Source organism: Corynebacterium faecale (assembly GCF_030408735.1).
Classification (GTDB): domain Bacteria; phylum Actinomycetota; class Actinomycetes; order Mycobacteriales; family Mycobacteriaceae; genus Corynebacterium; species Corynebacterium faecale.
The window spans coordinates 1-21,570 of sequence record NZ_CP047204.1; the positions used below are offsets into that span (position 1 = coordinate 1).

General features: G+C 58.9%; 19 protein-coding genes and 2 tRNA genes. 15 read left to right on the top strand and 6 right to left on the bottom strand.

Annotation, left to right across the window (positions count from 1 at the left end):
- From dnaA to CFAEC_RS00035, 7 genes are all read left to right on the top strand, one after another.
- Complete coding sequence (gene dnaA, locus CFAEC_RS00005) at positions 1-1,746, top strand: chromosomal replication initiator protein DnaA (protein ID WP_290277637.1); 1,746 nt, start codon at positions 1-3, stop codon at positions 1,744-1,746.
- A gap of 1,094 nt (positions 1,747-2,840) precedes the next feature.
- Complete coding sequence (gene dnaN / locus CFAEC_RS00010; protein WP_290277639.1) at positions 2,841-4,025, top strand: DNA polymerase III subunit beta; 1,185 nt, start codon at positions 2,841-2,843, stop codon at positions 4,023-4,025.
- Positions 4,026-4,271: 246 nt separating this feature from the next.
- On the top strand, positions 4,272-5,456 hold the full coding sequence (recF, locus tag CFAEC_RS00015) for a DNA replication/repair protein RecF (protein ID WP_290277641.1): 1,185 nt from the start codon (positions 4,272-4,274) through the stop codon (positions 5,454-5,456).
- On the top strand, positions 5,453-6,019 hold the full coding sequence (locus tag CFAEC_RS00020; RefSeq protein WP_290277643.1) for a DciA family protein: 567 nt from the start codon (positions 5,453-5,455) through the stop codon (positions 6,017-6,019). Before recF ends, CFAEC_RS00020 begins: the two co-directional genes overlap by 4 nt.
- A gap of 132 nt (positions 6,020-6,151) precedes the next feature.
- Entirely contained in the window at positions 6,152-8,215 is a 2,064-nt protein-coding gene (gene gyrB, locus CFAEC_RS00025) for a DNA topoisomerase (ATP-hydrolyzing) subunit B (protein ID WP_290277646.1), read from the top strand.
- 133 nt (positions 8,216-8,348) lie between these two features.
- A complete protein-coding gene (locus CFAEC_RS00030; RefSeq protein WP_435384241.1) occupies positions 8,349-9,230 on the top strand; it encodes an alpha/beta fold hydrolase in 882 nt (293 codons plus the stop codon).
- Between the two features lie 379 nt (positions 9,231-9,609).
- Entirely contained in the window at positions 9,610-10,383 is a 774-nt protein-coding gene (locus tag CFAEC_RS00035; protein ID WP_290277648.1) for a TIGR04086 family membrane protein, read from the top strand.
- Positions 10,384-10,489: 106 nt separating this feature from the next.
- Here the strand turns inward: CFAEC_RS00035 and CFAEC_RS00040 are convergent, their stop codons facing one another.
- The 4 genes from CFAEC_RS00040 to CFAEC_RS00055 all read right to left on the bottom strand — a co-directional run bounded on the left by CFAEC_RS00040 (position 10,490) and on the right by CFAEC_RS00055 (position 12,285).
- A complete protein-coding gene (locus CFAEC_RS00040) occupies positions 10,490-11,173 on the bottom strand; it encodes a YczE/YyaS/YitT family protein (protein ID WP_290277650.1) in 684 nt (227 codons plus the stop codon).
- Between the two features lie 3 nt (positions 11,174-11,176).
- Entirely contained in the window at positions 11,177-11,617 is a 441-nt protein-coding gene (locus CFAEC_RS00045; protein WP_290277652.1) for a DUF6918 family protein, read from the bottom strand.
- Between the two features lie 198 nt (positions 11,618-11,815).
- Positions 11,816-12,055, bottom strand: coding sequence for a TetR family transcriptional regulator (locus CFAEC_RS00050; protein WP_290277653.1), 240 nt, complete (start codon positions 12,053-12,055; stop codon positions 11,816-11,818).
- A gap of 20 nt (positions 12,056-12,075) precedes the next feature.
- Complete coding sequence (locus CFAEC_RS00055; protein WP_290277655.1) at positions 12,076-12,285, bottom strand: CopG family transcriptional regulator; 210 nt, start codon at positions 12,283-12,285, stop codon at positions 12,076-12,078.
- Between the two features lie 199 nt (positions 12,286-12,484).
- Here CFAEC_RS00055 and gyrA point away from each other — a divergent pair, with 199 nt between their 5' ends.
- From gyrA to CFAEC_RS00075, 4 genes are all read left to right on the top strand, one after another.
- The gene (gyrA, locus tag CFAEC_RS00060) at positions 12,485-15,019 is read left to right on the top strand and encodes a DNA gyrase subunit A (protein WP_435384291.1); all 2,535 of its coding nucleotides are present in this window, start codon (positions 12,485-12,487) and stop codon (positions 15,017-15,019) included.
- A 3-nt stretch (positions 15,020-15,022) separates the two neighbouring features.
- On the top strand, positions 15,023-15,367 hold the full coding sequence (locus CFAEC_RS00065) for a DUF3566 domain-containing protein (RefSeq protein WP_290277659.1): 345 nt from the start codon (positions 15,023-15,025) through the stop codon (positions 15,365-15,367).
- Positions 15,368-15,490: 123 nt separating this feature from the next.
- Positions 15,491-15,567, top strand: a tRNA-Ile gene (locus tag CFAEC_RS00070).
- Between the two features lie 7 nt (positions 15,568-15,574).
- Positions 15,575-15,647 (top strand) — tRNA-Ala (locus CFAEC_RS00075).
- Positions 15,648-15,723: 76 nt separating this feature from the next.
- Here the strand turns inward: CFAEC_RS00075 and CFAEC_RS00080 are convergent.
- Positions 15,724-17,415, bottom strand: coding sequence for an AlbA family DNA-binding domain-containing protein (locus CFAEC_RS00080; RefSeq protein ID WP_290277661.1), 1,692 nt, complete (start codon positions 17,413-17,415; stop codon positions 15,724-15,726).
- Positions 17,416-17,598: 183 nt separating this feature from the next.
- Between CFAEC_RS00080 and CFAEC_RS00085 the strand changes: the two genes are divergently transcribed.
- The 4 genes from CFAEC_RS00085 (at position 17,599) to CFAEC_RS00100 (ending at position 20,639) form a co-directional block, all read left to right on the top strand.
- Complete coding sequence (locus CFAEC_RS00085; RefSeq protein ID WP_290277663.1) at positions 17,599-17,766, top strand: hypothetical protein; 168 nt, start codon at positions 17,599-17,601, stop codon at positions 17,764-17,766.
- Positions 17,767-17,887: 121 nt separating this feature from the next.
- A complete protein-coding gene (locus CFAEC_RS00090) occupies positions 17,888-18,841 on the top strand; it encodes a substrate-binding domain-containing protein (RefSeq protein WP_290279951.1) in 954 nt (317 codons plus the stop codon).
- A complete protein-coding gene (locus CFAEC_RS00095; RefSeq protein ID WP_290277664.1) occupies positions 18,838-19,881 on the top strand; it encodes an ABC transporter permease in 1,044 nt (347 codons plus the stop codon). Before CFAEC_RS00090 ends, CFAEC_RS00095 begins: the two co-directional genes overlap by 4 nt.
- The gene (locus tag CFAEC_RS00100; RefSeq protein WP_290277665.1) at positions 19,878-20,639 is read left to right on the top strand and encodes an ATP-binding cassette domain-containing protein; all 762 of its coding nucleotides are present in this window, start codon (positions 19,878-19,880) and stop codon (positions 20,637-20,639) included. The genes CFAEC_RS00095 and CFAEC_RS00100 overlap by 4 nt, the downstream gene beginning before the upstream one ends.
- 112 nt (positions 20,640-20,751) lie before the next feature.
- On the opposite strand, the gene CFAEC_RS00105 is transcribed toward CFAEC_RS00100, so the two are convergent.
- Positions 20,752-21,549: a hypothetical protein gene (locus CFAEC_RS00105; protein WP_290277667.1), complete on the bottom strand. Its 798-nt coding sequence runs from the start codon at positions 21,547-21,549 to the stop codon at positions 20,752-20,754.
- Positions 21,550-21,570 lie beyond the last annotated feature (21 nt).

Here is a 21,570-nt window from a genome sequence, read left to right on the forward strand (position 1 = left end):
GTGAGCCAAAACTCATCTTCCCTGCTCGAAACCTGGCGACAGGTGGTCGACGACCTCAACTCCCTGAGCCAACAGAAGGACAGCGGAATCCCACCGCTGACCCCCACCCAGCGGGCCTACCTCAACCTGGCCAAGCCCATCGCCCTCGTTGATGGTTATGCCGTGCTCTCCACCCCTCATGCCCTGGCCAAAAACGCCATCGAGCATGACCTGGGGGAGTCCCTGACCAAGGTGTTGTCCATGCGTATGGGCAGATCCTTCAGCCTCGCCGTCAGTGTGGAACCCTCGAAAGAACAAGACGATCCCGCGGCCCCGCCGGCCCCACGGCAGCAGGAGATCAACTATCCATATCCTGGGCAGGCCCAGCATGAGACCCAGCAGGCCCAGCAGGCTCAGCAACAACCCCCGCAGCAGACCCAGTTCCAGGGACATCACCCAGGTCAGCAGCAGGTTCCGCCCCAGATGACACCGCCGCAGCCACACAATCAGGCTCATAATCAGACCCATAATCAGGCGCCGGGACAATATGTGGTGGGAGGTGGGGAACAGGGAGGTGGTTCGTCGCAAAGCAGGGGTGGCTGGGAACAAACCCACAGCATGCCAGCCTTCGACCAGGGTTTTGACCCCAACCCGGCTCCCGTGGAGCCGCCGCAGCAACCCACTCATCCGCTGCGCATTCCGCGTGAAACCCCAGCTCACAACCCGAATAGGGAAGTGTCGCTGAACCCGAAGTACACCTTTGAGAACTTTGTGATCGGCCCCTTCAACCGATTCGCGAACGCGGCCGCCGTGGCCGTGGCGGAGAGCCCCGCGAAAGCTTTCAACCCGCTGTTCATCTCCGGCGGTTCCGGGCTGGGGAAGACGCACCTGCTGCACGCAGTGGGGAATTACGCCCAGGAGCTGCAGACCGGACTGCGGATCAAGTACGTCTCGAGTGAGGAATTCACCAACGACTACATCAACTCCGTGCGTGATGACCGGCAGGAATCCTTCAAACGCCGATACCGCAACCTGGATATTCTCATGGTGGATGACATCCAGTTCCTAGCCGGTAAAGAAGGTACCCAGGAGGAGTTCTTCCATACCTTCAATGCACTGCACCAGGCGGAGAAGCAGATCATCCTGTCCTCGGATAGGCCACCGCGCCAGCTGACCACGCTGGAGGATCGCCTGCGTACCCGTTTCGAAGGCGGGCTGATCACCGACATCCAGCCGCCTGATCTGGAGACCCGCATTGCCATTCTGATGAAGAAGGCGCAGGCAGACGGCACAGAAGTGGATCGTGAAGTGCTGGAGCTCATTGCCAGCCGTTTCGAATCCTCCATCCGTGAGCTCGAGGGTGCGCTGATTCGTGTCTCGGCATATTCCTCGTTGATCAATCAGCCGATCGATAAGGAAATGGCCATCGTGGCGCTCCGGGACATCCTCCCGGAACCGGAAGACATGGAGATCACCGCACCTGTGATCATGGAGGTGGCGGCGGAATACTTCGAGATCTCCGTGGATACCCTCCGTGGCGCCGGCAAGACCAGGGCTGTTGCCCACGCCCGCCAGCTGGCCATGTACCTCTGCCGTGAACTCACCGACATGTCCCTGCCCAAGATCGGTGATGTGTTCGGCGGCAAAGACCACACCACAGTCATGTACGCCGACCGGAAGATCCGCCAGGAGATGACCGAGAAGCGCGATACCTATGATGAGATTCAGCAGCTCACGCAGTTGATCAAATCCAGGGGTCGGAGTTAGTCGCAGCTAGAGGATGTAGTTAAGGTCCTGTGCTGGGGGCTGTTTTGGTCTGGATTGTTCCCGTTGGTGCGCCATCCGCGACCGTGCGAGGTGGCGACCCCGTTGGCGGACTCCTGGGCGGCATGGGCGGCTTGGGCGGCAACGTTGGTTGTTGCCCAACCGCACGGGCAGGAAATGTAAGTAACAAAAAATCGGTTCACCGTTGAGGTGGACCGATTTTTTGTTGTTTCAGCCTTTGCCCGGTTGTTCCAGGTTGTTCCAGCACCCGCACCGGGGTGGAAGCCTCGGCGGTGGGTGACGAGTACTAGTTGAAAAATGTCATTTTCGTTGGTTTCTCCACAAGGATCCGGTTGAGAAACTGCAGGTCAAACAGGCCAGCCGGCGTCAGTGGCCTCCAATTGAAGCGAATGACAAGAAAAAGCGGTGCGAAAAGGCGCGGAAACACTCCGTATTTATCCACAGGACCATTCACAGCTGTGTAATTACAGAATTGTAATTCGGTGATTTATGCCACTTTCGGGGTTTGTGGGCGGACCATTTCCGCCTGTGCACAACTGGTCCAAAAGTGTGGATAACCTGGGGATACATTTCACTGATCTGGGGATAGAAACCGGTCGGCGGAAGTTATCCACAGACACTCGAAGTTATCCACAGGAATTCCACAAGTGGTTTCACAATGCCAATTTTCATGGCTACCTTGGACGATGATGCTCCATCCACAGAGTGCACAGGACCTACTGTTACTACCAATCTTCTTACTAGAAGTTAACTAAGAGAAAGAGGGGTTGGGGAGAAAGCTTGATGAATGACAAAATCTGCGATCGGAGCATCGCTGAAAAACGCAAAGATCTGAAATTACAAATTCCCGAAGTGCTCCCTGCCCAGGTACGTTAGGGATGTGTAATTCCAACAACCGTTCCTCGGTGATCTCGGATCCACAGGCCCCCTCGGTGCCAGGTGCGAACCACACGGGATCCGATGAACACAACCCGGCATCGGCAATCCGATGTCCTGGTATTCCACTGGGTCATCCTGGAAAGTTGGGATGACGGTGAAACAACGAACTTTTCTTTTCAAGGAGCTTTGAAGTCAGCATGGAGCCACAAAACGTGTCATTCCGTGTGGCCAGGGAGGATCTGGTCACGTCCGTCGGCTGGGTTGCTCGAAACCTGCCCACCAAGCCAACCCAGCCGGTGTTGCGAGCCATGCTGATCACAGCTGATGATGAGGGGCTCGAACTCGCAGGCTATGACTACGAGGTTTCCACCCGGGTCCGTGTCTCCGCCGAGGTTGCAGTTCCAGGTCGCATCGCTGTCGCCGGCAAGATCCTCGCTGAGATCATCGGTACCCTGCCCAACAAGCCGGTTGATTTCCGTCTTGAGGGATCCAAGGTTCTGGTTTCCTGCGGCACCACCAGCTTCGAGCTGCCCTCGGTCCCACTGGATGACTACCCCACCCTGCCCACGCTCCCGGAACGCACCGGCGTCATCGACCCGAAGCTGTTCACCGAAGCCGTGACCCAGGTTGCTTCCGCAGCAGGCAAGGATGACTCTCTGCCCATGCTGACCGGCGTGAACATGGAGATCAACGGCAACCAGATCAGCCTCGCGGCAACTGACCGTTTCCGCCTGGCGCTGCGCAGCTTCGAATGGGATCCTGCAGGCCCGAGCGTTGAGGCCAAGCTGCTCATCCCGGCGAAAACCCTCCTGGAAAATGCCCGCACCCTGGATACCGGCCTGAATGAACCAGTCGGTATCGCTGTTGGTACCGGTGAACAGGTCGGACGTGAAGGTCTGTTCGGTATCCACACCGATAATCGTGAGAGCACCACCCGCATGCTGGATGCTGATTTCCCTAACATCCAGCCACTTCTTCCCAAGGAACACACCGCGATCGCCTCCGTGGAGATCACCCCACTGCTGGATGCAGTTCGCCGTGTCTCCCTCGTCGCGGACCGCAACGCCCAGATCATCATGGAATTCAGCGAAGGGCAGGTCATCCTGTCTGCAGGTGGCTCCGATGCCGGTCATGCCCAGGAAGTCCTGCCATGTGCCTTCACCGGAAAGGACCTCAAAATCGCCTTCAACCCGGGTTATCTCAAGGATGGACTTTCTGTCATTCCGACATCCCGTGCGGTTTTTGGTTTCACCGAACCATCCCGCCCGGCCATCATGATTCCCGAGCCTGATGAATACCCCGAGGCCGATGAGCGTGGTGTATTCCAGACCCCTGACACCTACTTCACCTACCTACTGATGCCGGTGCGTCTTCCGGGTTAAGTTCCCCGGGATTCTCATCGTGGGGGTGACATGCAGAAGTCACCCCAACACGTGAAATCACCATCTACCTGGGCTTTCCTGATCACCGCGGACACCGGGTTCCGCAGCTGGATTCACGATATCCGCGGTAAAAACCGGTAGCTGCGGACCAGCTGGCCTCGCTAGATTGTCGGAAGAATATTCCTGGAGACAGCCATCAGAACACGCCCCCACGTTTGAGTACCTGAAGGGAGGGACTGAAAATCCATGTACATCCGATCCCTGGAATTACGTGATTTCCGGTCCTGGCAGGAGCTCCAGGTGGATCTGGAACCAGGAATCACCATTTTCCTCGGCCGCAACGGCTTCGGAAAAACCAATATCGTCGAGGCAATTGGTTATCTCGCGCATCTCTCCTCCCACCGGGTGTCCACTGATGCGCCGCTGGTCCGGGCGAATGCCACGAATGCACGGATCTCCGCGGTGGCGGTCAACCAGGGCCGGGAACTGGCTGCGCATCTGTTGATCAAACCCCATGCCGCCAATCAGGGTCAGATCAACCGCACCCGGGTGAAATCACCACGTGAACTACTCGGGGTGATCAAAACCGTGTTATTCGCACCGGAGGATCTGGCACTGGTTCGAGGCGAGCCCGCAGAACGCCGCCGGTATCTGGATGACATCATCGCCACCCGGCGCCCCCGGATGGCGGGCGTTAAGGCTGATTATGACAAGGTGCTCAAACAGCGCAATGCTCTGCTCAAGACCGCGACCATCGCCCTGCGCCGCGGTTATGGAACCGATGAGGGGGCCTCCGCTCTGACCACCCTGGACACCTGGGATGGGCAGCTTGCACGTCTGGGAGCCGAGGTGATGGCTGCCCGGTTTGCCCTGGTGGCAGAGCTGTCCGATCAGATCCATGATGCGTACAAGACCATTGCCCCGGAATCACGACCTGCTGCGGTGAACTACAAAACCACCATTGACCAGGGATTATTAAAGTTAGAAGAATTCGATGCCGGCATCATCGAGGCCACCCTCCTGACAGAACTGGCGAGCAAACGCCAACGCGAAATCGAACGCGGTCTGAGCCTGGTGGGCCCGCACCGTGATGATCTGGAGCTCTACCTCGGGGGCCAGCCGGCGAAGGGTTTCGCCAGCCACGGGGAGACCTGGTCTTTTGCGTTGTCCATGCGTATTGGTGAGTTCAATCTGTTGCGTTCCGATGGCACCGACCCGATTCTTATCCTCGATGATGTCTTTTCCGAACTCGATGCCGGTCGCCGCGAGAAACTGGTCGGCATCGCCCAGGAGGCTGAACAGGTGATTATCACGGCTGCGGTCAATGACGATCTGCCCGACAATCTCACCTCAGCCATCACCGGTCGCCACGTGGTCACCGTGCAGGACACCGATGAAGGCCGAATCTCATTTCTGGACGCACAGCCATGACCGGTCAGGATGATGATTTCATCGCCCAGGCCTTTGAACGGGTTCGCAACGAGGCCCGCCGGCGCAACGGCCGGGTGCCGGATCTCAACGGACGGGATGCTTTTCGACGCACACCCCCACGTCCCCAGGGTGGCCGGTCGGGTTCTGGTTATCAAAAGTTGAAAAAAGGCCGCCCGAGCGGCCCTGATGGGCGCTATAAACCATATGTCCGCTCTGCGGAATCATTGGGATCCATTCTCAATAAGGAGATCCAGTCCCGTGGCTGGGGCAAGGATATCGCCGCGGGGTGGGTCACATCGCACTGGGAGGAGCTGGTCGGACCGAAGATCGCCCAGCACACCAGGATTGAGATGATTAAAGACAAGAAACTGTTCATCACCTGCGATTCCACTGCGTGGGCCACCAATCTCCGCATGATGCAGAGGCAGATTCTCCAGGTTATCGCGGAGAAGGTGGGCCCGGATATCATCGCTGAGCTGCGCATCTATGGTCCGAAGGCGCCTAGCTGGCGGAAGGGTCCGCTCCATGTGAAGGGGCGGGGTCCGCGAGACACCTATGGGTAGTTTTGAGTCGCAAACGCTCAGAATCCGCCTTATTTTGCCGTCTCCCGCTTTAGGTGCGCTACTGCGTAGGGGACTAAAGGTGTAAGATAAAAAGGTCTGTATCGGAAAATTAGCGAGGAGTGTTCGTTAAAAGTGGCAAACACTGAACACAATTATGACGCTTCATCGATCACCATCCTTGAAGGTCTCGAGGCAGTCCGTAAACGCCCCGGAATGTATATCGGATCCACCGGTCCGCGTGGTCTGCATCACCTGATCTGGGAAGTTGTCGACAACTCGGTGGACGAGGCCATGGCCGGCTACGCCGATCGTGTTGATGTGACCCTGCTCGAGGATGGCGCCGTCGAGGTCGTGGACAACGGCCGTGGCATCCCCGTGGAGATGCACTCCTCCGGCGCCCCGACCGTCCAGGTTGTCATGACCCAGCTGCACGCTGGCGGCAAGTTCGACTCCGATTCCTATGCGGTTTCCGGTGGTCTGCACGGTGTTGGTATCTCCGTGGTCAATGCCCTGTCCACCCGCGTCGAAGCGCACATCAAGAAGGAAGGCAAGCACTGGTACCAGAACTTCAATGCGTCTGTGCCTGAGGAGCTGGAAGAGGGCGGTAATGCCCGCGGCACCGGAACAGCCATTCGTTTCTGGCCGGATGCGGAGATCTTCGAAACCACCGAATTCGATTTCGAGACCATCTCGCGTCGTCTGCAGGAAATGGCATTCCTGAACAAGGGTCTGACCATCACCCTGACCGACAACCGCGCCTCAGATGAGGAACTCGAACTCGAGGCACTGGCTGAGCAGGGCGACACCGCTGTTGAGCTGTCCCTGGAGCAGATCGACGCTGACACCGAGACCGAGCTCGTTGAGTCCGACTCCACTGACGCCCCGAAGAAGCCCAAGAAGCGTGAGAAGAAGAAGATCTTCCACTACCCCAATGGCCTCGAGGATTACGTCAACCACCTCAACAAGTCCAAGACTGCGATCCACCCCTCCATCGTCTCCTTCGAGGCCAAGGCCGAGGAGCATGAGGTGGAGATCGCCATGCAGTGGAACTCCTCCTACAAGGAGTCCGTGCACACCTTCGCCAACACCATCAACACCATTGAGGGTGGCACCCACGAAGAGGGTTTCCGATCCGCGCTGACCTCCCTGATGAACCGCTATGCCCGTGAGCACAAGCTGCTCAAGGAGAAGGAAGCCAACCTCACCGGCGATGACTGCCGTGAAGGCCTGTCCGCTGTGATCTCCGTGCGCGTGGCTGAACCACAGTTCGAGGGCCAGACCAAGACCAAGCTCGGAAACACCGAGATCAAGTCCTATGTCCAGCGCATGGCCAATGAGCATGTCGGCCACTGGCTGGAGGCGAACCCCGCTGAAGCCAAGGTCATCATCAACAAGGCCGTCGGTTCCGCACAGGCTCGTCTCGCAGCCCGCAAGGCCCGTGACCTGGTCCGTCGCAAGTCCGCCACCGACCTGGGTGGACTGCCCGGTAAGCTCGCTGACTGCCGTTCCAAGGACCCTGAGAAGTCAGAACTCTACATCGTGGAGGGTGACTCGGCCGGTGGTTCCGCAAAATCCGGTCGAGACTCCATGTTCCAGGCGATCCTCCCACTGCGTGGCAAGATCCTCAACGTGGAGAAGGCCCGCCTGGACCGCGTGCTGAAGAACGCCGAAGTTCAGGCGATCATCACCGCCCTGGGTACCGGTATCCATGATGAATTCGACATCAAGAAGCTGCGTTATCACAAGATCGTCCTCATGGCGGACGCTGATGTGGATGGCCAGCACATTGCCACCCTGCTGCTGACCCTGTTGTTCCGCTTCATGCCGGATCTCATCGCCGAGGGCCATGTCTACCTGGCGCAGCCACCGCTGTACAAGCTGAAGTGGCAGCGCGGTGAGCCGGGCTTCGCCTACTCCGATGATGAGCGCGATGAGCAGCTGGAAGAAGGACTGGCAGCTGGTCGCAAGATCAACAAGGATGACGGCATCCAGCGTTATAAGGGTCTGGGTGAGATGAACCCGAACGAGCTGTGGGAGACCACCATGGACCCCACCGTCCGTATCCTGCGCCGCGTTGACCTCCATGACGCCCAGCGTGCCGATGAGCTCTTCTCCATCCTCATGGGCGATGACGTGGTGGCCCGCCGCAGCTTCATCACCCGTAACGCCAAGGATGTCCGCTTCCTGGACGTCTAGGAAAACGCACAGGCCGCTTCAGCACAAGAAGCATGAAATAAGCGCCCCGATGGGATCTCCCCTGCATAATCACAGGAGATTCTACGGGGCGCTCTGGTCTCACCAGGGCCTTGTTCTGGCTACCCTGGGACGGGTGACCCCAACTGAACCCGCCACCACGATCCCCACCGAGATGCCCGATGGATCCACCTCACCCGTGCAGATCTGGCATGGAGCAGGAGAGGACAAACCCCTGGTCATGATATGGCCGGGTTTCGGCATGGGAGGATATTATTTCCGTCCCCTCGCCACAGAATTGGCGGATCGTGGTTTCCCGGTGGCCGTCGGTGAATTACGAGGTCAGGGCCAGAGTTCCGCACGAGCCACCCGATCCACCACCTGGGGATACCACGACCTGGCCTCAGAGGATTTCCCCCGCCAGATACGCGCCGCCAAGGAAGAATTGGAATTACCGGAAGATCACCCCATGATCTTTCTGGCCCATTCCATGGGTGGTCAGATCTCCTGTCTCTTCGCAGCCCGGGATGATCTTCAGGTGCTCAACCTCAAGGGCATCTTCGGTGTGGGAGCAGGATCGCCGTACCGGCCCACCTTCGATCCGCAGATGGGTCGACGTCTCGGCATCGGGGCGCTGTTTCTGGGACGTGTGGGTGGACATGGCCTGGGGTATTGGCCAGGGAAGGTCCTGGGGAAGGATTTTATTGGTTATGGACGCCAGGCCGGCGCCCACATGCGGGAATGGCTGCGGTTCCATAAGCACAATTCTCTTTCGGACCTCACCGGCCAGGACATGGACTATGTGGCGGCAATGAGCCGTCTGGAGCTGCCCGTTCTGTTCACCCGTTTCACCAATGACCAGGACTGCCCCACGGCCTCCAGTGAGGCCCTGGCTGAGTTCCTCCCCAACGCCGATGTGCGTTATGAGGATCTGCCCGGCGAGCTCGGTCACAACCGCTGGGCGCGGGAACCCGGAATCGTGGCGGATCGTTTTGTGTCCTTCGCGGGGCTGCTCTAGTAGATAAACCGGGACACCCCACCGGATGGAATGCACAATAATCGCGCCTGGCCATGGGGTGAGGACCGCCGTAATAAAAAGGCGACCCAGGGTGCTACATCAGAGCGCACTCTGCTGCCATTCGGCGTCACTATGTATGCGCTGAACTTAAAGTCTCAACCTCGACTTTAACTTGTTATGACACTGTTATTGGCTGTTGTCGGCGCGCCCTAAGCAGCAGTTTTGCTCAGGAAAGGACATGTCGTGGAAGCCCGGATCAATAAAATCGGCCTTATGTCAGCAATCTGATAAACCAGGGTTTTCTCATCTCTTTATGGTGGGGGTCACATGCCGACGATGGCGTCGGAAGACGATCACCAACACCCTAAGGAGCGCACTCATGGCCGATAAGATAAACCGTCCCGCAGATCAGCCAACAGCCTCCAATCGTGACGCGGGGGTGAATATCGCGCCGACTTCCAGCCGGGTCAGAAATGGAACTGCCCCCTCAGATCATTCCGCACAGGAGGCCTGGATCGGTACCGATGACCCGCACGTATCAAGCCGTAACGTTTCTTGGGGAGCGATCATTGCGGGTGCCGTTACCTTCATTGCTCTCATGGTGCTTCTGGGCATTGGAGCCGCAGCCCTTGGACTCCAGGATTCCAGTGCTACCGTCCTGGGCATCTGGACCCTGGTTGGCCTGGTGATCGCCTTCCTGGTTGCCGGTTATATCGCAGGAGCTCTGGGCGTACGTAGCGGTCTCCTGCATGGCTTCCTGACCTGGGCCACTTCGATGCTTGCCGTCATTTTCCTGGCAGGCTGGTTGAGTACCAGTGTCCTGGGTGCGTTCGGCAGTATCGCAGGTACGGTAGCCACCACCGCCTCGGAAGCTGTCAATATAACCAGCGAGGACGCCCAGGGGGCAGCGGAGGGCACAACCCAGGAGGACATGGATCAGGCACAGGCAGAGGCTGAGGCTACTGCTGACCAGCTGGCTGATGAAGCCACACAGACTGTGGAGGATATCGCGCCCGAAGCTGCAGAAGGTTCCTGGTGGACCTTTGGTGGTCTGTTGGTCGGTGCAGTGCTTGCCTCCTTGGCCGGTGTTGCAGGTTCCCGCAGTGTGATCAACAAGCGTGAGCAGGTTGTTGCAGGCCCGAACCGTCTCTAGAGACACCAGCTACCAGGTTGCCTGCTCAGACAGGAGCCCGGGACACCGTCGAGGGTTCCCGGGCTTTTTCTGCTGGAACGCGGTCTGGGCTGGGTGTCGGTTCATGTCAGGATGCATCCGGCTCGGCTTTGTCAGGTGTCACGGTCGTGAGATACAGCTTCTGCCAGAGACGCACGAAGAAGCCGATGCCGAAGGCTGCGAAGATCGTTCCTTCACGGACACCCACCAGATCACGCATGGTGATCCAGGAGATGATCGCCGCGGAAATCACCAGCGTCCAGTCCACGATCTGTTTACAGGCACCGAAATCCAACCGGGTCAGTTTGGTGTTCAGGGCTTGAACGATGGCCTCGCCAGGCATGAAGGCGATCTGGCCGAGGAGCTGCATGACGATCCCCACCGCCACCACCATGGTGCCGAGGACAACGATGACCCAGGCCACCAGGTAGTTCTGTGGATCAATCCAGCGGGTCAACCACAGGCTCACATCGCACATCACGCCGAACAGGATCGAGATGGGCAATTGCCACAACATGTTTGCCTTGTAGTTCCGGCCCAGGATCAGCGCAGTGATGATCATGATGAGCACATTGACCACCACGGTCCAGGTGCCCAGTGAATAACCGGTGGCAGCGGCCAGCACGGCAGGTGGGGAGGAGATGGTGGTGGTGCCCAGCCCGGCGTGGACAGTGGCGGCCACGCCGAGTGACAGGGTGAACATCCCGGCGAGGAACAGTGTCCACCTGGCGGGCAGACTGAACCGGTGTGCCGGATTGGATGAGGCGCTCACGTTTTAGTTGGCGTGTTTTTCCACGAGCTGGCCGATGGCGGGGAGCTCCTGCTCGATGACCTTGGCGGCCTTGCCGCGGACACCCTTGTACACCTTGGACAGTCCGGGGACGTTGATGTTTTCCGCATTGCGGTCTGCCACGCTGAGGATGGCGTCCAGCGCGCGGTCCTTGTTGTCTGCCAGGTGGGCGCCGAAATCGGTGCCGCCACCTGCGGTGTGCTCCTGCCACAGGGGATCCAGGGAGTCCGCCATCTCTGGAAGGACGCGACGTGAGCCCTTGGAGACGATATTGGAATCCACCTTCGTGGCTGCAGCCATTGCGCCCTTGAGCGCCATGCCGGTGAGACCTGACTGCTTGTCCACGGTGGTGGAGATGAAGGTGGCCATGTCGGAGACTGCAGCGTCGAAGCCAGTATCGACAAGAAGGTTCTTGAGTGAAGTCATGAACACATAGTAGCTAGTAAAAGACCGGTGTTCCCGGCTTGGGGGCTGGGACACCGGACTTCTACGAAGGTGGAACCATGTTGCAATTCTTCCGCCACAGCACGCCCGTGGTTTCACTTGCGCCACTGTAATCACAACAGTCACAAAGCTTACAGTTGTCGGGTGATGGCGCGCAATGGGGGAGTGGTCGGTGTTCCCTCAACCGTTCAGATGCAACAGAATCCGTTGTGCAACGGCCGCCAACTGCTCATTTCGCCCGCTCAGGGGCCTGAGTCTGATGATGGTGTCTGCCACCTGGGCGGCCATGGCGCTTGCCGTGGCATGCACCCTCACCCCGTGGAATCCGGTAGTGCTCACCGCAGCAGCCGCGGCCAGTGCCCCGAAATCCCGCACCGTCTCCCCATGGGCGGAGCACACCTCATCCGCGATGAGCAACATCTGCTCGGGGCTTAACCCCCTCACCGGCTTTGCCGGATGCGCTTCTCGACGCCCGCATATTCCGGTACGTAGGTACGCGCGAGGTCGGCCACTTCCGCATCACCCACGACGCGGCTCGCTGCCGACACTATCGCCCTAATGGCGGCCTCCTGTTTGCTGGAACCCTGTGTCCGGGCCAGCAGGGTGAGCGCGCGGTCCTGGTCTTCGGTGAGTCTGAGTGTCATGGCCATGCGTTCAATACTAAGCAAAATTTGGTATCACAGTGGTATCGAGGTGGAGGGGTGGTTCGTCGAAAAGCGCTTAGAAGGCCGCTTAATGCGGCCGTGGGGGTACAATTGGCGTAGTTCTAACACCATTGGAAGGTAACTAGTGAGCGACGACAATAACGAAACGTTCGACCGCGTTCAGCCCATTGATATCAATGAGGAAATGCAGTCGAGCTATATCGACTACGCCATGTCGGTCATCGTGGGACGAGCACTCCCAGAGGTCCGTGACGGCATGAAGCCGGTGCACCGACGTGTGCTGTACGCAATGTATGACAATGGCTACCGCCCGGACCGCAGCTACGTGAAGTCTGCCAAGCCGGTTGCGGACACCATGGGTAATTACCACCCACACGGTGACACCGCGATCTATGACACCCTGGTCCGTCTGGCCCAGCCGTGGTCCATGCGTTACCCGCTGGTGGATGGCCAGGGTAACTTCGGTTCCCGCGGTAATGACGGCCCCGCCGCCATGCGTTATACCGAGTGCCGCATGACGCCACTCGCCATGGAGATGGTCCGTGATATCCGCGAAAACACCGTCAACTTCTCCCCGAACTATGACGGCAAGACCACCGAGCCGGATGTATTGCCATCGCGTGTGCCCAGCCTGCTGATGAACGGCTCCGGCGGCATCGCCGTGGGCATGGCCACCAACATCCCGCCCCACAACCTCACCGAGCTGTCCAACGCCATCTTCTGGCTGCTGGACAATCCGGATGCCGATGACGCCACCGCACTGGAAAAGTGCATGGAGTTTGTCAAGGGACCGGATTTCCCAACCTCCGGCCTCATCATCGGTGACAAGGGCATCCACGATGCCTACACCACCGGCCGCGGTTCCATCCGCATGCGCGGTGTCACCTCCATTGAGGAGGAAGGCAACCGCACGGTCATCGTCATCACCGAACTGCCGTACCAGGTCAACCCGGATAATCTGATCTCCAATATCGCGGAGCAGGTCCGTGACGGCAAGCTGGTGGGCATCTCCATGATCGAGGACGAGTCCTCCGACCGTGTGGGCATGCGCATCGTGGTCACCCTCAAGCGCGATGCGGTGCCACGCGTGGTGCTGAACAACCTGTTCAAGCACTCCCAGCTGCAGGCGAACTTCAGTGCCAACATGCTCTCCATTGTTGATGGCGTGCCACGCACCCTGCGCCTGGACCAGATGCTGCGTTATTACGTGGCGCACCAGATCGAAGTGATCGTCCGTCGTACCCAGTACCGCCTGGATGAGGCTGAGAAGCGCGCCCACATCCTCCGCGGCCTGGTGAAGGCCCTGGACATGCTCGATGAGGTCATTGCCCTCATTCGCCGTAGCCCGACGGTTGAAGAGGCCCGCGGGGGCCTCATGGAGCTTCTCGACGTCGACGAGATCCAAGCCGACGCCATCCTGGGGATGCAGCTGCGTCGACTGGCTGCCCTGGAGCGTCAGAAGATCGTTGATGAGCTCGCCGAGATCGAAATCGAGATCGCTGACTACCGGGACATCCTGGCCAGCCCGGAGCGCCAGCGCGCCATCGTCCGCGATGAGCTCACCGAGATCGTGGAGAAGTACGGCGATGAGCGTCGCTCCCAGATCATCGCCGCCACCGGTGATGTCTCTGAGGAAGACCTGATCGCCCGTGAAAACGTGGTGGTCACCATCACCTCCACCGGTTATGCCAAGCGCACCAAGGTCGGTGCCTACCGTTCACAGAAACGCGGTGGCAAGGGTGTCCGTGGAGCAGAACTGAAGCAGGACGATATCGTCCGTCACTTCTTCGTCAGCTCCACCCATGACTGGATCCTGTTCTTCACCAACTTCGGTCGTGTCTACCGCCTCAAGGCCTATGAACTGCCCGAGGCCTCCCGCACCGCGCGTGGCCAGCACGTGGCCAACCTGCTGGAATTCCAGCCGGAGGAGCGCATCGCCCAGGTCATCCAGATCCAGACCTACGAGGATGCCCCGTACCTGGTCCTGGCCACCGCTCAGGGCCGTGTGAAGAAGTCCCGCCTCACCGACTATGAATCAGCCCGCTCTGCCGGCCTGATCGCCATCAACCTCAACGAAGACGACCGACTCATCGGCGCCGCCCTGGTCAATGAGGGTGATGACATCCTGCTCACCTCTGAGTACGGACAGGCCATCCGCTTCACCGCCGATGATGAGCAGCTGCGCCCCATGGGCCGTGCCACCGCCGGCGTGAAGGGCATGCGTTTCCGTGGTCAGGATCAGCTCCTGGCCATGAGCGTTGTCCAGGACGGTGAATACCTCCTGGTGGCCACCTCCGGCGGCTACGGCAAGCGCACCCCGATTGATGAGTACTCCACCCAGGGCCGCGGTGGCCTCGGTGTGGTGACCTTCAAGTACACCCCGAAGCGCGGACGCCTCATCGGTGCCGTCGCGGTCGAGGAAGATGATGAGATCTTCGCCATCACCTCCGCAGGTGGTGTCATCCGCACCGAGGTCAACCAGATCCGACCATCCTCACGCGCCACCATGGGCGTGCGACTGGTCAACCTGGAAGACGGTGTGGAGTTGCTCGCCATCGACAAGAACGTCGAGGAAGAAGGCGAGGAAGCAGCCGAGGCAGTGGCCAAGGGCGATGTCGACGGACCAGCTTCCAAGATTCCAGGCAAGAAGCCTGCTGGGTCTACTGAGCCCACCGAGTCCGGTTCCGAGGATGAGCCTGAAGCCGACGGCGAGGAGTAATTCGTGGCAACCCGAGACGTAACGATCACCCGTATCTCACCGTTGGCCACCTTCCGGGTGGCGCTGGCGCTGTCCATCATCGGACTGGTCGCCTGGCTCATCTGCGTTGTTGTCCTGTACTTCGGACTGGACACCGCAGGGGTATGGCAGAACCTCAATGATGTCATCGGAGGCGTCGGCGGCGAACAGGCCGTCACCTTCGGTTTGGTCATGAGTGTCTCTGCCCTCCTGGGTGCGATCGTGGCGATCACCATCGCCATTCTCGCCCCGCTCACCGCGATCATCTACAACGCGATCGTTGACCTCTTCGGCGGCATCACCGTGCAGCTGCAGGAGGAAGTCGACTAAATCGCATGCTCACAACTGTGGGTAAGTGCGAAAAACACCTCCGCTGGCAGACCAAATAAACATGGTTTGACCAGCGGATTTGTGTCTTTCGTGAACTATGGGTAAAGTTCTATCTCGTTCCCAGGGCCTATAGCTCAGTCGGTTAGAGCGCATCGCTGATAACGATGAGGTCGCAAGTTCGATTCTTGCTAGGCCCACCAGGAACATGGGGCATTAGCTCAGTTGGTAGAGCACTTGCTTTGCAAGCAAGATGTCAGGAGTTCGATTCTCCTATGCTCCACAGATAAGCACCTCAGAACTTCGGTTCTGAGGTGCTTTTTGTTGTTGGCACTCCTACGGGGTGGGAAGCTGGATTGTCAGTTTCGAAGGTAAGCCCGGTTCCTGCTTGAAGGTGGGGCTGTCGCGACAACCAGTTGCTGTTCAATTAGTGAACGCAGAATAGGACGAATCGCGTTTGTGGTTTTCCCAGTCAGGTTACTGATTTCCCTGATGGTGACCGGGGTGCTGGAGTCGATGGTTTCCAGGATGCCTCGTTCTGCTTCGGTGAGGTCACCAGTAGTGGAAATCGTAAATCGATCCGGATATGGTTCAGCAAGGATTCCTCGGCTGACGAGTCCTTTGAGTAGTTCCCGCATATCGTCAGAATCATGGCCAGTTTGGTTTCTGAGATCTCTGGGGGACACCGCACCCAGTTGTTCAGCCATGACCAGCGCAATGCCTTCTGGGACTGAATAAGCACTACCTAAATGGCTGCTTAGCCAGTGGTTAGTGTCGGGCTTCAATAAACCGTGTCGGCTGAGTTTGACGGTGACCCTAGCAATGTCAACGTCATAATCCGGTACGGGCAACCCAGCTTCCCGCATGAGGTTAAACATGCGGGGAATACCCGAGCCATTAATCTCAGCGAGAACGCCACCAGGATCCTCCGGCCATGGAACATCCATGAGGATACGAGCGAGAGTCTGATTTCGTGCTATTGAATGCCCATCTGTAATCGAGGTGATTGATTTTCCACCGGGGAAACCTCCAGGACTGGAGATTTCAACTCGATCCTTATAAATATCTACTGAGACGGGGGAATCGAGAGCGAGATCTGAATAGTCGCGGTGGACGACTGCATTCGCAAGTGCCTCGCGCAGAACCTCCTCTGGAATTTCGAGGCTATCGTGTCCTGTCATTCCGGTTACTATCCGTCGGGTGCGGAGGTTCTTCCTGATTGCAGTGATGGCGCTACGGACCATCTCCAATAAGTTTCCTTCGCAAATAACACGATCTTCAAATCGTACTGTTGTTCCGACCGGAGCTTTATGATTCCCGGGATGGACGGCGACATCGATGTACAGCATGGGGAAGAATTGTTGCGGATACTTCCCCAGGGCAAGAAGCCCAGCGATGGTGAGAGCGCCACTGGTGGTGCAGATGTTTTTCCGGGTGAGCCATTGATCCGCGTCTCCATAAAGGACACGGCTGCCTACGGACTTGAGCCGGTTGTAGACAGAATCGATCATGGATTTATCCAGGTCTGACACCGAAGATCCCGAGACCGGGTTCCGAGAGATATCTACTCTGTCAAAACGATGCTGAAGTTCATATATCTCAAGCGTATTAAGTTTCCGATCTTTATCACCAACCCGCTTGTAGCTTCCATTCTTTATCCCTGTTTGTGTGAGGTGGCACGGACCATTTTGATCTAGAGCCCCGATGGAGATGATTAAGATTTCAGCGTCATCGACCATCTCAGTGATCACGACATGCGGCGGTATCGGGTTTACCTTCTGGCCATCTCTGCTCTGGCCATTGAGTCCTTCACGCACTACCTGCGCGGCTTTCACAGCATCAAAACCCTTGACTGGAATGAAATCAGGCTCGCTTAGCCCAAGGATTATGTAACCACCGTCAGTGTTGGCAAAGGCGCTGACTGACTCCCAGAAGCTCTTCGCGTCTTTTCCTTTTGGGGTTTGACTCCACGACTTAACTTCTACGAGTTCATCATCTTTTTTCGTGCGTCGAAGCCTGGCGAGGTGCTCCGGGAAATCAAAATCACGCATGCATCCACCTTCCGTCTGAGATGTCTTCAGTGTAGAACACTGAAGCCCTCACTTTCTACACTGAGAGCGTCACTTTCTACACTGAGGCCCTCACTTTCTACAGTGAGGCCCTCACTTTCTACAGTGAGAGCCTCTGTTGCCCTTCAGAACCTATCGCGGCGCGCCGTACCAGGCGCGATCACGGTGACGGGCTGGGATGGTGGGCCCGTCGCAAAGCGCGAAGGTCTGACCACGGTGCGCCGATCCACGCGCGACCAGGGTGCGTTGTGTGCGCGTATGCTTTTCGACGATCACCTCGCCACCCTGGACGCCCCCTGTACCGTCATCGCCCGGTCCGCCACCAGTAGATGAAACCCCCTGTTAGAGCCATCTGAATCGATTAACCGTGGGTGTCAGATGTTTGACTTGAGCCTCTGACCTGCGTTGACTTGGACAGGTGAGACTAATTAAAACTGCTGCAATTGTGCTCGGAATGGTCCTGGCCATCTCCGGATGCTCAGCCACCGGCGGTGCCCCACGCCCCACGGACACTGGTGAGGGCGGCGGCACCGTGGATACCCCACGCATGGTCGTGTCCATGATCAGTCACGGCGCTCCCGGTGACACTTTCTGGGATCTGGTGCGCAAGGGTGCGGAAGACGCTGCACAAAAGGACAATATTGAACTGCGGTACTCCGCTGATCCAGAGGTGCCCAACCAGGCCAACCTCATTCAGTCGGCCATTGACTCGGACGTTGACGGCATCGCGCTGACCATGCCGAATGCTCAGGCCCTTGGACCCACCGCCCAGAAAGCCGTGGATGCAGGCATACCTGTGGTGGGGCTCAACGCCGGCATGGATTCCTATCAGGATTATGGTCTGAGCGGGTTCTTCGGTCAGGAGGAGCGCGTGGCGGGTGAACTCGCCGGTGAACGCCTCGCCGATGACGGTGCCGAGCATGTCCTCTGCGTGATCCACGAACAGGGTAATGCCTCGCAGGAGGCACGCTGTGGTGGTGTTGCTGATGGCATGGGTGGCACCGGCCGGGTGGAAACCCTCTATGTCAACGGCATGGACCTCACGGCCGTGCAGTCGACTCTTCAGGCCAAGCTGGCGCAGGACCCGGGGATTGACTGGGTGATGGGTCTGGTCGCACCGGTGGCGCTCACCGCCGTGCAATCGGCAGAGAACGCGAACGCGGAGGTGTCCATAGGCACCTTCGATACCAACGCCGCGCTGGTTAACGCCATCAAAAACGGTGACATCGCCTTCGCCATCGACCAGCAGCCCTACCTCCAGGGCTACCTGGCCGTGGATGCCCTCTGGTTGGCACACCGCAACGGCACCACTGTCGGTGGTGGCCGTCCTGTCTACACGGGCCCCAGCTTCGTGGATGTCTCCAACGTGGACATCATTGCTGATGCCGCACAGGCGGGTCTGCGATGAGCACCCCGGTTATAGCAGCATCATCTGACAAGGGCGAGAGCACAGACAGCCTGTTCACCCGCCTCATCCGCCGGCCCGAATTGACCAGCCTGCTGGGTGCGGTCATCATCTTCGTCTTCTTCATGATCGTGGCCCCGGCATTCAGGTCCTGGGATTCCATGGCCACCGTGCTGTACGCCAGCTCTACCATCGGCATCATGGCGATCGCCGTGGGGCTGCTCATGATCGGTGATGAATTCGATCTGTCCACCGGTGTTGCCGTCACCACGGCTGCGCTGGCGGCCTCCATGTTCAGCTACAACCTGTGGCTCAATACCTGGGTGGGTGCACTGCTCGCCCTGGTTATTTCACTGGCCATCGGCTTCTTCAATGGCTATCTGGTGGTGAAGACCAGGATCGCATCCTTCCTCATCACCCTGGCATCCTTCCTCATGTTGCAGGGGCTCAACCTGGCGCTGACCAAACTGGTCGCCGGTGCCGTGGCCACCCCGACCATCGCCGACATGGAAGGTTTCCCCTCCGCACAGGCGGTGTTCGCCAGCTCCATCCCGATCTTCGGGGTGAACATCCGCATCACCGTGTTCTGGTGGATCCTGTTCGTGGTCTTAGGCACCTACCTGCTGTTCAAGACCCGCTTCGGCAACTGGATCTTCGCCATCGGTGGGGACCAGGAGGCAGCCCGCGCCGTGGGTGTCCCGGTCCGCCGCGTGAAGATCACCCTGTTCATGTTCATCGGTTTCGCCGCCTGGTTCCTGGGCATGCACAACCTGTTCACCTTCGATTCCATCCAGGCAGGACAGGGCGTGGGCAATGAGTTCCTCTATATCATCGCCGCCGTCATCGGCGGGGTGTCCATGACCGGTGGACGCGGCACTGTCATCGGCACCATGATCGGCGCCCTCATCTTCGGCATGACCAACCAGGGCATCGTCTACGCCGGTTGGAACCCCGACTGGTTCATGTTCTTCCTCGGCGGCATGCTGCTGTTCGCCGTGATCACCAACAACCGTTTCGCCAGGTTTAATAAGGAGCGGTCATGACAGAACTCATCCGCCTGGAGGGGATCTCCAAGGACTACGGCGTATTCAGCGCATTGAAGGACATCAACCTGTCAGTGCGTGCCGGGGCCGTGACCTGCGTGCTGGGTGATAATGGTGCGGGTAAATCCACGCTCATCAAGATCCTCGCCGGCCTGCACCCCGCCAGCGCCGGAACCATGGGTGTGGATGGTGAAGAAGTCTCCTTCTCCTCACCGCGTGATGCCCTCGATGCCGGCATTGCCACCGTGTACCAGGATCTGGCCGTGGTGGGGCAGCTGAGCGTATGGCGCAACTTCTTCCTCGGCCAGGAACTCACCGGCCGCTTCGGCCGGATGCGCGAGGAGGAAATGCGCCGGGTCACCGATGAACAGCTCCGCGAGATGGGCATTGAACTACGCAATGTGGATGTCCCGGTGGCGTCCCTCTCTGGTGGGCAGCGCCAGGTGGTGGCCATTGCCCGTGCCATCTACTTCGGCGCCCGCGTCCTCATCCTGGATGAGCCCACCGCAGCCCTCGGCGTGAAACAGTCCGGCATGGTGCTGCGCTTCATCGCCGCCGCCCGCGACCGTGGCATCGGCGTCATCTTCATCACCCACAACCCTCACCACGCCTATCTGGTGGGCGATCATTTCATCCTGCTCAACCTGGGACGTCAGGTACTTGATGTGCCGCGAAGTGAGGTCACCCTGGAGGAACTCACCCTCCAGATGGCTGGTGGTGGCGAGCTGGACTCACTCAGCCACGAATTACAGCGGTAGCAACCCGTCTCTCCTTCCGGCATGAGAGGGGAGGGCACTGTGTGATCCCACGACGCAAAACGGCCATTCCCCCTTGAGGGAATGGCCGTTGGCAGTTCAGTGCTGTGTGAGACTACTTCTCTTTGTCGCTCTGTTCGCGCTGTGGTGCGTTCTTCGCATCGAACTCAGCCTGGATGGCCTCAGCCTCAGACAGACCCTCTGCGGCCTCTGCATCGGCGTCTGCCGCAGCTTCCTGCTCGGTTTCCTCAGCTGCATCGGCCACCGCATCAACGGCGGCATCAACCTCGAGCTCGGCGGCGGCGTCATCGGCGGCCTGATCCGCGGAGACCTCCACCGGCGCATCATCACCGGTCTGGGTGGAGTACACCAGCACCGGTTCATCCTCCACAGCAGCTTCTTCCACTGCGGTGAACTGGTCCTCCACGCGTGGTGGGGTGGTGCCCGGGGTCTGCTTGCGCTTGTTCAGCACGGTGTACACCACCGCGGCGATACCGGAGGCGGTCAGCGCGGCCACTGCGATATTGCGAACCCAGTGGCTGTCATCGCCGGACGCGGCCTTGCGCGCCTTCTTGTCCAGCTTGGCTGCTTTGCGACGCCCCTTCCGGTTCAAGTCCTTACCCGAGGAGCGCATATCCTTCAGGGCGTCCCCACCCTTGTCCTCCGCGGTGGCGAGAGCTTTCTCCAGACGGACCCGGGCAGCCTGGGTGACGTGTCCGGCCTTTTTCACGGAATCGTCATAGCGGTTGCGGGCCATCTCCAGGGCATCATCAGCCTTGGGACCATAGTTTTCAGCGGCGGATGACAACGTATCGTAGGCCTCGTCCATCTTGCGGTCGCGGAAGTCCGCGTAGGCGTTATAGGCCGAACGTGCGCCGGTCAGAGCCATTTTGAGTGTGGTGAAGGTGCTCATTTAATGCTCTCCTTTAATCGG

What these genes read in the sequence shown, in the direction of transcription:
- dnaN (WP_290277639.1), top strand. Translation starts at nt 2,841, where the DNA reads ATGGAGCCACAAAACGTGTCATTCCGTGTGGCCAGGGAGGATCTGGTC.
- recF (WP_290277641.1), top strand. Translation starts at nt 4,272, where the DNA reads ATGTACATCCGATCCCTGGAATTACGTGATTTCCGGTCCTGGCAGGAG.
- CFAEC_RS00020 (WP_290277643.1), top strand. Translation starts at nt 5,453, where the DNA reads ATGACCGGTCAGGATGATGATTTCATCGCCCAGGCCTTTGAACGGGTT.
- CFAEC_RS00035 (WP_290277648.1), top strand. Translation starts at nt 9,610, where the DNA reads ATGGCCGATAAGATAAACCGTCCCGCAGATCAGCCAACAGCCTCCAAT.
- CFAEC_RS00045 (WP_290277652.1), bottom strand. Translation starts at nt 11,617, where the DNA reads ATGACTTCACTCAAGAACCTTCTTGTCGATACTGGCTTCGACGCTGCA.
- CFAEC_RS00050 (WP_290277653.1), bottom strand. Translation starts at nt 12,055, where the DNA reads ATGTTGCTCATCGCGGATGAGGTGTGCTCCGCCCATGGGGAGACGGTG.
- CFAEC_RS00055 (WP_290277655.1), bottom strand. Translation starts at nt 12,285, where the DNA reads ATGGCCATGACACTCAGACTCACCGAAGACCAGGACCGCGCGCTCACC.
- gyrA (WP_435384291.1), top strand. Translation starts at nt 12,485, where the DNA reads ATGCAGTCGAGCTATATCGACTACGCCATGTCGGTCATCGTGGGACGA.
- CFAEC_RS00080 (WP_290277661.1), bottom strand. Translation starts at nt 17,415, where the DNA reads ATGCGTGATTTTGATTTCCCGGAGCACCTCGCCAGGCTTCGACGCACG.
- CFAEC_RS00090 (WP_290279951.1), top strand. Translation starts at nt 17,888, where the DNA reads ATGGTCCTGGCCATCTCCGGATGCTCAGCCACCGGCGGTGCCCCACGC.
- CFAEC_RS00095 (WP_290277664.1), top strand. Translation starts at nt 18,838, where the DNA reads ATGAGCACCCCGGTTATAGCAGCATCATCTGACAAGGGCGAGAGCACA.
- CFAEC_RS00100 (WP_290277665.1), top strand. Translation starts at nt 19,878, where the DNA reads ATGACAGAACTCATCCGCCTGGAGGGGATCTCCAAGGACTACGGCGTA.
- CFAEC_RS00105 (WP_290277667.1), bottom strand. Translation starts at nt 21,549, where the DNA reads ATGAGCACCTTCACCACACTCAAAATGGCTCTGACCGGCGCACGTTCG.